This window comes from Enterobacter sp. C3_dUdeg, assembly GCF_057536195.1.
In genome coordinates, this window is sequence record NZ_BAAKFX010000003.1 from 135,028 (window position 1) to 147,428 (window position 12,401).

A 12,401-nucleotide genomic window follows, 5' to 3' on the forward strand; every position below is an offset into this window, starting at 1 on the left:
CATGGCTAAGACGTTATATGAAAAGTTGTTTGATGCGCACGTTGTTTACGAGGCACCAAACGAAACCCCGCTGCTGTACATTGACCGTCATCTGGTGCACGAAGTGACCTCTCCTCAGGCATTTGACGGCCTGCGCGCGCACAAGCGTCCGGTACGTCAGCCGGGTAAAACCTTCGCGACGATGGATCACAACGTTTCCACCCAGACCAAAGACATCAATGCCTCGGGTGAGATGGCGCGTATCCAGATGCAGGAGCTGATTAAGAACTGCAATGAATTTGGCGTTGAGCTGTACGACCTGAACCATCCGTATCAGGGCATCGTCCACGTGATGGGGCCTGAGCAAGGGATCACCCTGCCGGGCATGACCATCGTCTGCGGTGACTCCCATACCGCGACCCACGGCGCGTTTGGCGCTCTGGCGTTCGGGATTGGCACTTCCGAGGTGGAACATGTGCTGGCAACGCAGACCCTGAAACAGGGCCGCGCCAAAACCATGAAGATTGAAGTGAAGGGTAAAGCCGCACCGGGTATTACCGCAAAAGACATCGTGCTGGCCATCATCGGTAAAACAGGCAGCGCAGGCGGCACCGGTCACGTTGTTGAGTTCTGCGGCGAAGCCATCCAGGCGCTGAGCATGGAGGGACGCATGACCCTGTGCAATATGGCGATTGAGATGGGCGCAAAAGCCGGTCTGGTCGCGCCGGACGAAACCACCTTCAACTACGTGAAGGGTCGTCTGCACGCGCCGAAAGGTCAGAATTTTGACAACGCGGTAGCGTACTGGAAAACCCTGAAAACCGACGATGGCGCAGCCTTTGACACCGTCGTCACTCTTCAGGCAGAAGAGATTGCGCCTCAGGTGACCTGGGGCACCAATCCGGGCCAGGTGATTTCCGTTAACGACAATATCCCTGACCCGGCATCCTTTACCGATCCGGTCGAGCGCGCCAGTGCGGAAAAAGCGCTGGCCTACATGGGGTTGAAGCCCGGCGTGCCGTTGACCGATGTCGCCATTGATAAAGTATTTATCGGTTCCTGCACCAACTCCCGTATCGAAGATTTGCGTGCCGCAGCCGAGATTGCCAAAGGCCGCAAAGTGGCGCCAGGCGTTCAGGCGCTGGTGGTACCTGGCTCCGGCCCGGTGAAAGCCCAGGCGGAAGCCGAAGGTCTGGATAAGATCTTTATCGAAGCGGGCTTCGAGTGGCGTCTGCCCGGCTGCTCCATGTGTCTGGCCATGAACAACGATCGCCTGAATCCGGGCGAGCGCTGCGCCTCCACCAGCAACCGTAACTTTGAAGGCCGTCAGGGCCGCGGTGGGCGCACCCATCTGGTCAGCCCGGCAATGGCCGCCGCTGCGGCAGTCACCGGCCATTTCGCCGATATTCGCAGCCTGAAATAAGGAGACAATCATGGCAGAGAAATTTACCCAACATACGGGCCGGGTTGTCCCGCTGGACGCCGCTAACGTCGATACTGACGCTATTATTCCAAAACAGTTTCTGCAGAAAGTGACGCGTACCGGTTTCGGCGCACATCTGTTTAACGACTGGCGTTTCCTGGACGATAAGGGAGAAGTGCCTAATCCGGAATTCGTTCTGAACTTCCCGGAATATAAAGGCGCCTCCATTTTGCTGGCACGCGAAAACTTTGGCTGCGGCTCATCCCGTGAACACGCGCCGTGGGCGCTCACCGACTACGGTTTTAAAGTGGTCATTGCCCCAAGCTTCGCGGATATTTTTTACGGTAACAGCTTCAACAACCAGCTGCTGCCCGTCACGCTGAGCGATGAACAGGTCGATGAGTTGTTCGCGCTGGTTAAGGCGAATCCGGGCATTTCGTTTGAAGTGGATCTGGAAGCAGAAGTGGTGAAAGCCGGGGATAAGACCTACAGCTTCAGCATTGATGCGTTCCGCCGTCACTGCATGCTTAACGGTCTGGACAGCATTGGTTTAACTCTCCAGCACGACGCGGCGATTGCCGCTTACGAAAACAAACAACCTGCATTTATGAAATAACCCTCCGGCCTGCAGTCCATTCTGCAGGCCGCGTTTTATCCCGATACCCGCCTCCTTCTGTAAATACTTCCCAAACCCAGCCAATAATGACGTTATATTTAATGTCAATTTAATGTTTCCTGCGCAGAATAACCGCTCAATCAGCTGGCAGCGGAAATAATCATGGAAAAGAAAAATGGCAATGAGTCTCACATCCGTTCTCGGGAAATACATAAATGCACATTAGTAAGCGTGATAATAAATAGTTTACTCACCGCATTTCAGATACTTGCAGGGATATTCTCCGGCTCACAAGGTTTAATTGCTGATGGGATTCATTCTCTTTCCGATTTATCCTCCGACTTTGTCGTTCTGGTTGCGAATAAAAAGAGCCAGAAAGCCTCTGATATCGATCATCATTACGGTCATCTGCGTTTCGAAAACGGTGCAAAGCTCATTATTGGCGCTATTCTGCTGCTTGTGGGGGTAGGGATGCTCTGGTCCGCAGGCAATAAACTGCTTCACCCCGAGACGCATCAGCTGGTGAAAGGGGCCGCGCTGTGGGTGGCGATTCTGGCGCTGGTGGTAAAGGAAAGCCTGTTCAGATACATGTTTGCCACAGGAAAACGTATTCAGTCCTCGCTGCTGATAGCCAATGCCTGGCATGCCCGTTCTGACGCAGCGTCGTCAGTGGTTGTCGCCATCGGCATTGCCGGGAATTTAGTGGGCTTTCACGCGATGGACCTCATTGCGGCCCTGATTGTCGGAGTATTCATCGCCCACATGGGTTACAAATTTTCTGCCGATGCCCTGCACGATTTGATGGACCGTTCGCTTGAGCCCGAGCTGGAGCACGACATCAAAACGTGTCTTCTCGCAACCGAGGGCGTCACCGGACTCCATGATTTAAAAACACGCAAGATGGGCGATTTAGCCCTTGTCGATGTCCATCTTGAAGTGAACGGCGAATTAAGCGTAAAAGAAGGACATCAGATTGCCGTGAATGCCAGAAATAACGTGATGCAAAAATTCAATCTGCTGAACGTGATGACGCATATTGATCCTGCCCACTAACCGGAACGCATAAATACAGTGTGACGCAAGCGACCGTTAAGGTTTCGTTAATTAATCTGCGTCACACTGCATCGCATCAGCTCTCTCATTATTGAGGTAAAAAGCGATGAAACCAACATTACGCGATACGCTTCCCCATAAAGAAACACCTTTTCTTCGCATACTGCACATTCTTGTGGCCGTACTGGTCCTCGCCCAGATTATCAATTCTAATTTCACCGAAAGTGAAGCCCTCCACGAATCCGGGCTGAACGGAATTGTCACCTGGATCCATGTTATCTCCGGGTTTGGTTTAATTTTTTGTGGCATTGCCATGATGGCATGGATGTTAACCCAGCGCGGATTTAAGTATTACTTCGCCTGGCTGGCGCTGGATTTTCGCGGAATTGTTGACGATATTCGCACCCTCGCGCAGCGTCAGCTTCCTGACGCGCATGCCGGCGGTATGGCAGCAACGGTGCAAGGTCTGGGCGTGCTGGCGCTGCTGGGCGTTGCACTCTGCGGCGCGGCCTGGTTCGTGCTGAACGCCACGCTCGGGCCGGTTTCGTCCGTCACGGAATCCGTCTTGGATTTGCATAAATTCCTGACGGTCTTTATTGAGACATATTTCTGGGCACACGGCTTCATGGGCCTCGTTCATATGTACCTGACGCTACGCGCGCAGCGTAAATATCAGTATTCAGAATAAAACGGTTCACAGAGCCCGGCGTTCCCGGGCTCCGTTTCGTTCATCCGATCACACGTCTTTTACGCGGCAGGTCAGCAGAAGCGTCACGACGGATAGCGCCGCAATCATCCAGTAGACAGACGCATGCCCGTAGCTTTGCGCCAGCGCCCCCTGAATCACGCCCGCCAGAATCACCCCGGTTGAAATGCTGTTGGTAAAAAGCGTGGTCGCCGAGCCGGCACGACCGGGCATGAGATCCTGAAACCAGAGCATGCCGATCCCGGCAACAATCCCAATAAACACGGCGTTAAACAGCTGCAGCACCAGCAACGCTTCCCGCGAATGGAAAAGGATCAGCCCCGCGTAGAACAGCACCCCGGCCGCCACGGCGACAATCATCATCCTGCGCTTTCCAAAGCGCTTAACGTAGTAACCCGCCAGAATCATTGCCGGAATTTCCAGCCCGGCGGCAGTTCCCATTAAGATCCCCGCGAGCTTGTCCGGCAGGCCCAGATCGCTGCTGATCCACAGCGGCATATCGATGATGTACATGGTGTTGCAGGTCCACATCAGCGTGGAGGCAATAAACAGCATGCGGACGTTTTTGTCCTGCCAGCCGCTCACCTCGGTGACAGGTTTATCCGTCGTCTGTTCGACGCGCGCCACGGACGGCAGCGCGAAGGCAATCAGCGCCAGGCTGATGACAAAAATCCCGGCGGCGATGGAAAACATGGTGGTAAAGCCGTAGTTCAACGCCAGCATGAAGGCCAGCGGCGGACCAATGACCCACGCCAGCGAAAGCTGGGCGCGCATCACCGAGCTGAACATCACCACTTCACGCGCCGAGTTATCCGCATATTCACGGGCCAGCGCGAACAGCTGCGGCATGGCGGTGTTCGCCAGTGAAGCCAGCAGCACGCCGCAGGTAATGAGCGTCAGATAATGACGGTTGAAGGCAAAGAGCAGCGCGTTTCCCACGGCCATGGCGCAGCAAAAGAGGATCAGCCTGCGGCGATCGCCCTGGCTGTCCGATCGTTTCGCCAGCGCGAGGCTGACCAGGATCCCGGCAATGGCGTTAACGGTGTAAAACAGGCCGACCCAAAACGGCTGCGCCCCCACCTCGCGGCTGAGAAACAGGCTCAGCGTCGGTGCCTGCAGCGCCCCCGCCACGCCCATCATAAAGGCCACCAGCATAAAAGCGGCATACACGCCGTTCAGGCGTCGCCCCATCGTCATCAACCAGAGCATGCGCAAGTCCTTGTGAAAGCGAATCGAAATTGGGTGAATAGTAAACGAAAAAAGCCAGCAAAAACTTTTTGCTGGCGGGTGATAAGCACCAATACTCAGTCACACATGATCGAGGCGAGTTAGCGGGAAGAGGTCGGTGTTGTAACGTCCCACTGCATCAATTCTTCTAACGTTTTCAGCCGTTGCTCTGCACACCGGCGGGCCAGCCAGGACGATCCTTTTGTCGCTGAAAAGTACTGCTGATAGAACTGACGTGCGGTAGACCTCTTCATAATTTACCTCCTCGCTTCATCGGGGAGAATTATTGGCCTAATATAGGGATAAATAAATTGCTGGTTTTTTGTCAGGAGTTCCCCTTTTATGCCTTCCGGTCGTCTGCAACAACAGTTTATCCGCCTCTGGCAGTGCTGCGAGGGGCAATCGCAGGAGACTACGCTCAACGAGCTGGCTGACCTGCTTAGCTGCTCCCGCCGCCATATGCGCACGCTGCTCAACACCATGCAGCAGCAGGGCTGGTTAAGCTGGGAAGCGGAGGCGGGACGCGGCAAACGTTCGCGGCTGACCTTCCTCTATACCGGGCTGGCGCTGCAGCAGCAGCGCGCGGAAGATCTGCTCGAGCAGGACCGCATCGATCAGCTGGTACAGCTGGTGGGCGACAAAGCCGCCGTGCGCCAGATGCTGGTTTCCCATCTCGGGCGCAGCTTTCGTCAGGGCCGCCACATTCTGCGAGTGCTCTATTACCGTCCGATGAAAAATCTGTTGCCCGGCACGGCCTTACGCCGCTCAGAAACGCATATGGCCCGGCAAATCTTCAGCGGCCTGACGCGGATAAATGAGGAAAACGGGGAACTGGAGGCGGATATCGCTCATCACTGGCAGCAACTTTCCCCGCGCCACTGGCGCTTCTTTTTACGCCCCGGCATCCACTTTCACCACGGCCGCGAGCTGGAAATGCACGACGTCATCGCCTCCCTGGAACGTGCCCGCAGGCTACCGCTCTACTCGCATATCTCCCGCATCCACTCGCCCACGGCCTGGACGCTGGATATTGAGCTGTCGCAGCAGGATAAGTGGCTTCCCTGGCTGCTGGGCTACGTGCCGTCGATGATTTTGCCCGGCGAGTGGGAATCAATGAACAATTTTGCCAGCCTGCCGATTGGCACCGGGCCCTACTCCGTGTCCCGCAATAACAGCAATCAGCTGAAAATCCGCGCGTTCGACGACTACTTTGGCTATCGGGCGCTGATCGACGAAGTGAACGTCTGGGTATTACCGGATCTCAATGAAGACCTGAGCTGCGGGCTGACGCTGGAAGGCCCCACCACGGGAGAAAAAGCCGTGGAGAGTCGCCTCGAGGAAGGGTGTTACTATCTCCTGTTTGACCGCCGCACCCACCGTGGGGCAAACCAGGCCGTCCGCAAGTGGGTTAGCCACGTTTTGTCCCCTTCCAATCTGATTTACCATGCGGAAGAGCAGTACCAGACATACTGGTTCCCGGCGTACGGCCTGCTTCCGCGCTGGCACCACGCCCGCCCGGTGCACTGCGACAAACCCGCAGGGCTGGAGTCCATCACCCTGACCTACTACCGCGAACACGTGGAGCATCGTTTTATCGCCAGAATCATGACCCGGCTGCTGGCAGCCGAGGGGGTCACGTTAGAGGTCAGGGAAGTGGACTATGACGAATGGCATCAGGGGGAGATCGCCAGTGATATCTGGCTCAACAGCGCCAACTTTACCCTGCCGCTCGATTTTTCCCTTTTCTCGCATCTGTATGAAGTCCCGCTGATCCAGCACTGCATCGACCGTGACTGGCAGCAGGATGCCGCCCTGTGGCGCGCGGGCGAAATGAATCTTGCAGCGTGGTGCCAGCAGCTGCTGGCCGAGCAGGCGATCGTACCGTTGATTCACCACTGGCTGATGATCCAGGGCCAGCGCAGCATGCGCGGCCTGCGGATGAACACCCTGGGCTGGTTTGATTTTAAATCCGCCTGGTTTGCGCCGCCGGAGCCATAACGCTTTCGTAATATTCACCAAATCATTACAATAGCGCCGTTCTCAACGGGGTGCTGCATCACAGATGTGCGCTGAGATAATACCCGTCGAACCTGATCCGGATAACGCCGGCGAAGGGATTTGAGGCTGTCTCTCAAAATCCTTTGCCACTCAACCTTGAGGTGCAAAGTGTTAAAAAAAGTTCTCCCCCTGCTGGCGCTGTTTGCGCTGCCTGCTTTTGCGAAGCCCGTCCTGACGGTCTACACCTATGACTCCTTCTCTGCCGACTGGGGCCCTGGCCCGGTGGTTAAAAAAGCCTTCGAAGCTGACTGTAACTGCGAGCTGAAGTTCGTGGCGCTGGAAGATGGCGTATCACTGCTCAACCGTCTGCGCATGGAAGGGAAAAACAGCAAGGCCGACGTGGTGCTCGGGCTGGATAACAACCTGCTGGAAGCCGCCTCGCAAACCAAACTGTTTGCCAAAAGCGGCGTAGCGGCAGAGGCCGTTAACGTGCCGGGCGGCTGGAAAAACGACACCTTTGTTCCGTTCGACTATGGCTACTTTGCTTTTGTTTACGACAAAAATAAGCTGAAAAACCCGCCGAAGAGCCTGAAAGAGCTGGTTGAGAGTGACCAGAAATGGCGCGTGATTTATGAAGATCCGCGCACCAGTACGCCAGGCCTGGGCCTGCTGCTGTGGATGCAAAAGGTTTACGGGGATAAAGCGCCGGAGGCGTGGCAGAAACTGGCCGCCAAAACCGTCACCGTCACCAAAGGCTGGAGCGAAGCCTATGGCCTGTTCCTGAAAGGTGAAAGCGATCTGGTGCTGAGCTACACCACCTCTCCGGCCTACCACATCATCGCCGAGAAGAAAGATAACTATGCTGCCGCTGATTTTGCTGAAGGGCACTATCTGCAGGTGGAAGTCGCCGCGCGTACCGCCGCCAGCAAGCAGCCGGAGCTGGCCGAGAAGTTCCTGAAATTTATGGTTTCACCGGCGTTCCAGAATGCGATTCCCGCAGGCAACTGGATGTATCCGGTCACGAACGTTGCGCTGCCCGCAGGTTTCGAGCAGCTGACCAAACCAAAAACCTCGCTGGAGTTTACGCCGCAGCAGGTCGCCGCGCAGCGTGCAGCATGGGTAAGTGAATGGCAACGCGCCGTCAGCCGTTGATTCCCGGCTGGTTACTTCCCGGGCTGCTCGCCGCCACAGTGATGGTGGCGGTCAGCCTGGGGGCTTTTCTTGCACTGTGGTTCAACGCGCCAGAGAGCGACCTGCTCGCCCTCTGGCACGACAGCTACCTCTGGCACGTTATCCGTTTCTCCTTCTGGCAGGCGTCGCTCTCAGCCCTGCTGTCGGTGCTCCCGGCTATTTTTCTGGCGCGCGCCCTGTATCGGCGCCGTTTTCCCGGCAGGCTGGCACTGCTGCGCCTGTGCGCCATGACGCTGATCCTGCCCGTGCTGGTGGCGGTATTTGGGATCCTCAGCGTTTACGGTCGTCAGGGCTGGCTGGCTTCGCTGTTCGGCCAGCTTGGTCTGGAATGGTCATTCTCTCCTTACGGACTGCAGGGCATTCTGCTCGCACACGTGTTTTTCAATATGCCGATGGCAACGCGCCTCTTTTTGCAGGCGCTGGAGAACATTCCCGGCGAGCAGCGCCAGATTGCCGCCCAGCTCGGCATGCGCGGCGTGTCGTTCTTCCGCTTTGTCGAATGGCCATGGCTGCGCCGCCAGCTCCCGCCCGTCGCGGCGTTAATCTTTATGCTCTGCTTTGCCAGCTTTGCCACCGTGCTGTCGCTCGGCGGCGGGCCGCAGGCCACCACCATTGAGCTGGCGATTTACCAGGCGCTGAGTTACGACTACGATCCCGGTCGCGCCGCGCTGCTGGCGATGGTGCAGATGGCGTGCTGCCTTGTGCTGGTGCTGCTGAGCCAGCGGCTGAGTAAAGCCATTCCTGCTGGCAGTAATCAAATAACCGGCTGGCGCGATCCGCAGGACAGCCTGCACAGCCGCGTTACCGATTTTATCCTGATCGCGCTGGCGCTCCTGCTTCTGCTGCCGCCGCTAATGGCCGTTATCGTTGACGGACTGAACCTCAATCTCATCTCCGTCCTGCAACAGCCCGTCCTCTGGCAGGCGACATGGACCTCGCTGCGTATCGCGCTGGCGGCAGGGTTACTGTGCGTCGTGCTAACCATGATGCTGCTGTGGAGCAGCCGTGAACTCTATGCCCGGCAGGCCCAAAAGGCCGGGCAGACGCTGGAGCTGACAGGGATGCTGATTCTGGCGATGCCGGGCATCGTACTGGCGACGGGCTTCTTTTTACTGTTCAACAGCACCATCGGCCTGCCGGAAAGGGCCGACGGCATTGTGATTTTCACCAACGCCCTGATGGCCATTCCTTACGCGCTCAAAGTGCTGGAAAACCCGATGCGCGACGTCAACAGCCGCTACGGTTTGCTGTGCCAGTCGCTGGGCATGCAGGGCTGGCAGCGGCTGAAGGTGGTGGAACTCCGCGCGCTGAAACGTCCGCTGGCGCAGGCGCTGGCGTTTGCCTGCGTGCTGTCGATTGGGGATTTTGGCGTGGTGGCGCTTTTCGGCAATGACGATTTCCGCACGCTGCCATACTGGCTCTATCAGCAAATCGGCTCTTACCGCAGTCAGGACGGCGCGGTCACCGCGCTGTTACTGCTGCTGCTGTGCTTTGCCTTATTTACCGTTATCGAAAAACTTCCGGGGCGTGATGTTAAAACTGACTGATGTAACCTGGCTTTACCAGCATCTGCCGATGCGCTTCACGCTCTCCGTGCGCCAGGGGGAGATGATCGCCGTGCTTGGCCCAAGCGGCGCGGGAAAAAGCACGCTGCTTAATCTGATTGCGGGTTTTCTGCAGCCGGCAAGCGGCGCGATCGTCATTAACAATCAAGATCATACCCACACGCCGCCCGCGAAACGTCCGGTCTCAATGCTGTTTCAGGAAAACAACCTGTTTACCCATCTGACGGTGCGGCAAAACATCGCGCTGGGGATGCATCCGGGACTCAGGCTGAACGATGCCCAGCGCCAGAAGCTGGAGATCATTGCCGCCCAGATGGGGATCAACGAGTTCATCGACAGGCTGCCGGGTGAGCTTTCCGGCGGCCAGCGTCAGCGCGTGGCGCTGGCGCGATGCCTGGTGCGCGAGCAGCCGATCCTGCTGCTGGATGAGCCGTTCTCGGCGCTCGATCCCGCGCTGCGCCTGGAGATGCTCGCCCTGGTGCAGGACGTCTGCCAGCGCCAGCAGCTGACGATGCTGATGGTTTCACACAGTATTGAGGATGCCGCCCGCATCGCGCCGCGATCGGTGGTGATTGCCGAAGGGCGTATTTTGTGGGATGGAAAAACAGAAGAACTGCTGAGCGGTAAGACGGGGGCGTCTTCACTGTTGGGCATTCGTGCGGTCTGATGCCCTCACCCTGGCCCTCTCCCACGGGGAGAGGGAATAAACCTTAACGGCTCACCACCTTCAGCAGAATTTCGCCATATACCGGCATCAGCGGGTGACGAATCAGCGCAACCAGGGCTACCACAGCCACGCCCAGCGTCAGCGGGGCCAGCCAGAGCAGGCGAGTGCGCGGAAGATAGCGCGTCAGGCGATCGACGCTGGCTTTCCCACTGCGCCACAGTCGCCAGCAGAGCCATGCCGCCAGCCACAGCAGCACAGCCGTGCCCAGCAGCAGCCACTTAAACTCACCGCTTTGCATACCGTCGGGGATATCGATGGCCGCGCCGGCCAGGATCCCCGGCAGGAAGTAGAACGGCGGCCAGAAGACGCAGCCGATAATGTTCGGCACCACGAATTTCGCGACGGGCAGATCCAGCATCCCCGCCACCATCGGCACCAGCGGACGCGTTGGCCCGACAAAGCGGCCGACGAGGATGGTAAACATGCTGTGCTGATGCAGCGCATGCTCGGTTTTATCCAGCAAGGCTTTGTTCTTTTTCATGAACGACCAGCGGTGCAGCGGCTTCTTAAAGCGCCAGCCCAGCCAGAAGGAGATCCAGTCGCCGAGCAGGCAGCCGATAATCCCGGCCAGCCACGCCTGCCAGAAATTAACCTCGCCGCTGCCAATCAGCGCCCCAAGCCCTGCCATCATCACGGTGCCGGGCAGGATCAGCCCAACCAGCGCCAGCGATTCCAGAAACGCCACCAGCGCCACGGCGATGAGCGAGTACATAACGGACTGGGTAATAAAGTGTTCCAGCAATGCCTGCATAACTATTCCGGTCAGAAAACGAATCAGCGATTCTGCTTAGCGCCCCGCACCGCGTCAAGGCAACAATTGTCTGAATAGTTTACAGGTTGCTTTCTGCATTCACCTGTTTGTTTATCTTTTTTTACCGTTTATTCACATCCCGCGCGGAATTCGCTCGGGCTGGCGCCGGTGCATTTTTTAAATACCCGGGAGAAATAGAGCTGATCCTCAAAGCCCACGTTGCGTCCGACGGTGGCAATCGGCATCCGGGTGGTGCTGAGCAGCAGCTTTGCCTGACTGATGCGCTGATCCTCGCGCCAGCTCAATACGCTGACGCCCAGCTGCTGGCGGAACAGATGCGACAGCCGCGACGGCGACAGGCAGACGTGCTGAGCAACGCTGGCGATATCAAACTGGCTATCGGCCAGGTGGTCGCTGATGTACTGGCAGGCGTCGCGCACGCGGTTGTCCAGCGGGGGATTAAGCGACTCGTTAATCGCCTCCATCCGTCGCAGCAGCAGCTGTTCAAGCAGGTTAATCGCCAGCAGTTCGGCGTAGCGACCACCGGCCTGTCCCGCTTCGATAATCTGCGCAAAAAGCTCGCGAAACTGCCCCAGATGAACCTCATCCGGGCGATAAAAACCGGTATGCGCAAAAATGGCGGGCCACGAAAGCCACTCCTGCCAGTAGGCGCGCGGACGGAAATAGACCCACTGGTGATACCACTCTTTGGCATCCGGATGACGGCCATAGTGGTGGATCTCCCCCGGCGGGAACAGCAGGATATCGCCGGGGCGGCAGACAAACTGCTGGTCACCGTTCTTGATGATCCCTTCCCCTCGCACGGTCAGGTTGAGGATATACCCTTTCATGCCGAGCGGTCGATCGACGTAAAAGTCGAGGTATCCCTCAGCCTCGATAGGGGTCAGTCCCGCCACAAGGTGCGCGTTAAACGAGTATCCCGGCAGCAGGGGATCGTTTTGCGTTTCGGCCATAGATTCAGTTCTCCCAAGGGTCCTGAAGGAAACCAATTGTCCATATCACTAAAAGCAGCTTTAAAATGGCCCGCGAAAAGATCCAAAAAGCATCACGCCGCTTTTACGTCCGCCATGTTTCAGCCTTTCCCCCTGATTTCTCCGCCAGAGCAGGCAGATAACCAGTAACAAAAGTGTCTATAAGTGCGGCA

The 12,401-nt window shown here is 57.2% G+C and carries 12 protein-coding genes and 1 riboswitch; of the genes, 8 read left to right on the top strand and 4 right to left on the bottom strand.

The annotated features are described in order from the left end of the window. Nucleotide 1 precedes the first annotated feature (1 nt). The 4 genes from leuC to AC27FC_RS10670 all read left to right on the top strand — a co-directional run bounded on the left by leuC (nt 2) and on the right by AC27FC_RS10670 (nt 3,759). A complete protein-coding gene (gene leuC / locus AC27FC_RS10655; RefSeq protein WP_196354876.1) occupies nt 2-1,402 on the top strand; it encodes a 3-isopropylmalate dehydratase large subunit in 1,401 nt (466 codons plus the stop codon). Between the two features lie 10 nt (nt 1,403-1,412). Further along, complete coding sequence (leuD, locus tag AC27FC_RS10660; RefSeq protein ID WP_039260825.1) at nt 1,413-2,018, top strand: 3-isopropylmalate dehydratase small subunit; 606 nt, start codon at nt 1,413-1,415, stop codon at nt 2,016-2,018. Nucleotides 2,019-2,180: 162 nt separating this feature from the next. After that, nucleotides 2,181-3,071, top strand: coding sequence for a cation diffusion facilitator family transporter (locus AC27FC_RS10665; RefSeq protein ID WP_487160133.1), 891 nt, complete (start codon nt 2,181-2,183; stop codon nt 3,069-3,071). Nucleotides 3,072-3,177: 106 nt separating this feature from the next. Further along, nucleotides 3,178-3,759 (top strand): cytochrome b/b6 domain-containing protein, encoded by a 582-nt coding sequence (locus AC27FC_RS10670; RefSeq protein WP_045400998.1) that lies wholly within the window; start codon nt 3,178-3,180, stop codon nt 3,757-3,759. Nucleotides 3,760-3,807: 48 nt separating this feature from the next. On the opposite strand, the gene AC27FC_RS10675 is transcribed toward AC27FC_RS10670, so the two are convergent. Both AC27FC_RS10675 and sgrT read right to left on the bottom strand, forming a co-directional pair. Beyond that, nucleotides 3,808-4,986: a sugar efflux transporter gene (locus AC27FC_RS10675; RefSeq protein ID WP_039260829.1), complete on the bottom strand. Its 1,179-nt coding sequence runs from the start codon at nt 4,984-4,986 to the stop codon at nt 3,808-3,810. A gap of 119 nt (nt 4,987-5,105) precedes the next feature. Beyond that, on the bottom strand, nt 5,106-5,258 hold the full coding sequence (gene sgrT / locus AC27FC_RS10680; RefSeq protein ID WP_023334488.1) for a glucose uptake inhibitor SgrT: 153 nt from the start codon (nt 5,256-5,258) through the stop codon (nt 5,106-5,108). Between the two features lie 88 nt (nt 5,259-5,346). Here sgrT and sgrR point away from each other — a divergent pair, with 88 nt between their 5' ends. From sgrR to thiQ, 4 genes are all read left to right on the top strand, one after another. Further along, the gene (gene sgrR / locus AC27FC_RS10685; protein ID WP_033144620.1) at nt 5,347-7,002 is read left to right on the top strand and encodes an HTH-type transcriptional regulator SgrR; all 1,656 of its coding nucleotides are present in this window, start codon (nt 5,347-5,349) and stop codon (nt 7,000-7,002) included. Nucleotides 7,003-7,038: 36 nt separating this feature from the next. Next, a riboswitch (TPP riboswitch) is annotated at nt 7,039-7,139 on the top strand. Between the two features lie 31 nt (nt 7,140-7,170). Continuing rightward, nucleotides 7,171-8,154 (top strand): thiamine ABC transporter substrate binding subunit, encoded by a 984-nt coding sequence (gene thiB, locus AC27FC_RS10690; RefSeq protein WP_047060150.1) that lies wholly within the window; start codon nt 7,171-7,173, stop codon nt 8,152-8,154. Further along, nucleotides 8,130-9,740, top strand: a complete 1,611-nt coding sequence (gene thiP / locus AC27FC_RS10695; RefSeq protein WP_094934511.1) for a thiamine/thiamine pyrophosphate ABC transporter permease ThiP — start codon at nt 8,130-8,132, stop codon at nt 9,738-9,740. Before thiB ends, thiP begins: the two co-directional genes overlap by 25 nt. Next, a complete protein-coding gene (gene thiQ / locus AC27FC_RS10700) occupies nt 9,724-10,425 on the top strand; it encodes a thiamine ABC transporter ATP-binding protein ThiQ (protein ID WP_196354874.1) in 702 nt (233 codons plus the stop codon). Before thiP ends, thiQ begins: the two co-directional genes overlap by 17 nt. A 43-nt stretch (nt 10,426-10,468) precedes the next feature. On the opposite strand, the gene AC27FC_RS10705 is transcribed toward thiQ, so the two are convergent. Beyond that, the gene (locus tag AC27FC_RS10705; protein ID WP_196354873.1) at nt 10,469-11,236 is read right to left on the bottom strand and encodes a DedA family protein; all 768 of its coding nucleotides are present in this window, start codon (nt 11,234-11,236) and stop codon (nt 10,469-10,471) included. A 128-nt stretch (nt 11,237-11,364) separates the two neighbouring features. Continuing rightward, nucleotides 11,365-12,210 (bottom strand): arabinose operon transcriptional regulator AraC, encoded by an 846-nt coding sequence (gene araC, locus AC27FC_RS10710; protein WP_033144615.1) that lies wholly within the window; start codon nt 12,208-12,210, stop codon nt 11,365-11,367. Nucleotides 12,211-12,401: the final 191 nt, after the last annotated feature.

Coding starts and splice junctions, on each gene's coding strand:
- leuC (WP_196354876.1), top strand. CDS start 2: ATGGCTAAGACGTTATATGAAAAGTTGTTTGATGCGCACGTTGTTTAC.
- leuD (WP_039260825.1), top strand. CDS start 1,413: ATGGCAGAGAAATTTACCCAACATACGGGCCGGGTTGTCCCGCTGGAC.
- AC27FC_RS10665 (WP_487160133.1), top strand. CDS start 2,181: ATGGAAAAGAAAAATGGCAATGAGTCTCACATCCGTTCTCGGGAAATA.
- AC27FC_RS10670 (WP_045400998.1), top strand. CDS start 3,178: ATGAAACCAACATTACGCGATACGCTTCCCCATAAAGAAACACCTTTT.
- AC27FC_RS10675 (WP_039260829.1), bottom strand. CDS start 4,986: ATGCTCTGGTTGATGACGATGGGGCGACGCCTGAACGGCGTGTATGCC.
- sgrT (WP_023334488.1), bottom strand. CDS start 5,258: ATGAAGAGGTCTACCGCACGTCAGTTCTATCAGCAGTACTTTTCAGCG.
- sgrR (WP_033144620.1), top strand. CDS start 5,347: ATGCCTTCCGGTCGTCTGCAACAACAGTTTATCCGCCTCTGGCAGTGC.
- thiP (WP_094934511.1), top strand. CDS start 8,130: ATGGCAACGCGCCGTCAGCCGTTGATTCCCGGCTGGTTACTTCCCGGG.
- thiQ (WP_196354874.1), top strand. CDS start 9,724: ATGTTAAAACTGACTGATGTAACCTGGCTTTACCAGCATCTGCCGATG.
- AC27FC_RS10705 (WP_196354873.1), bottom strand. CDS start 11,236: ATGCAGGCATTGCTGGAACACTTTATTACCCAGTCCGTTATGTACTCG.
- araC (WP_033144615.1), bottom strand. CDS start 12,210: ATGGCCGAAACGCAAAACGATCCCCTGCTGCCGGGATACTCGTTTAAC.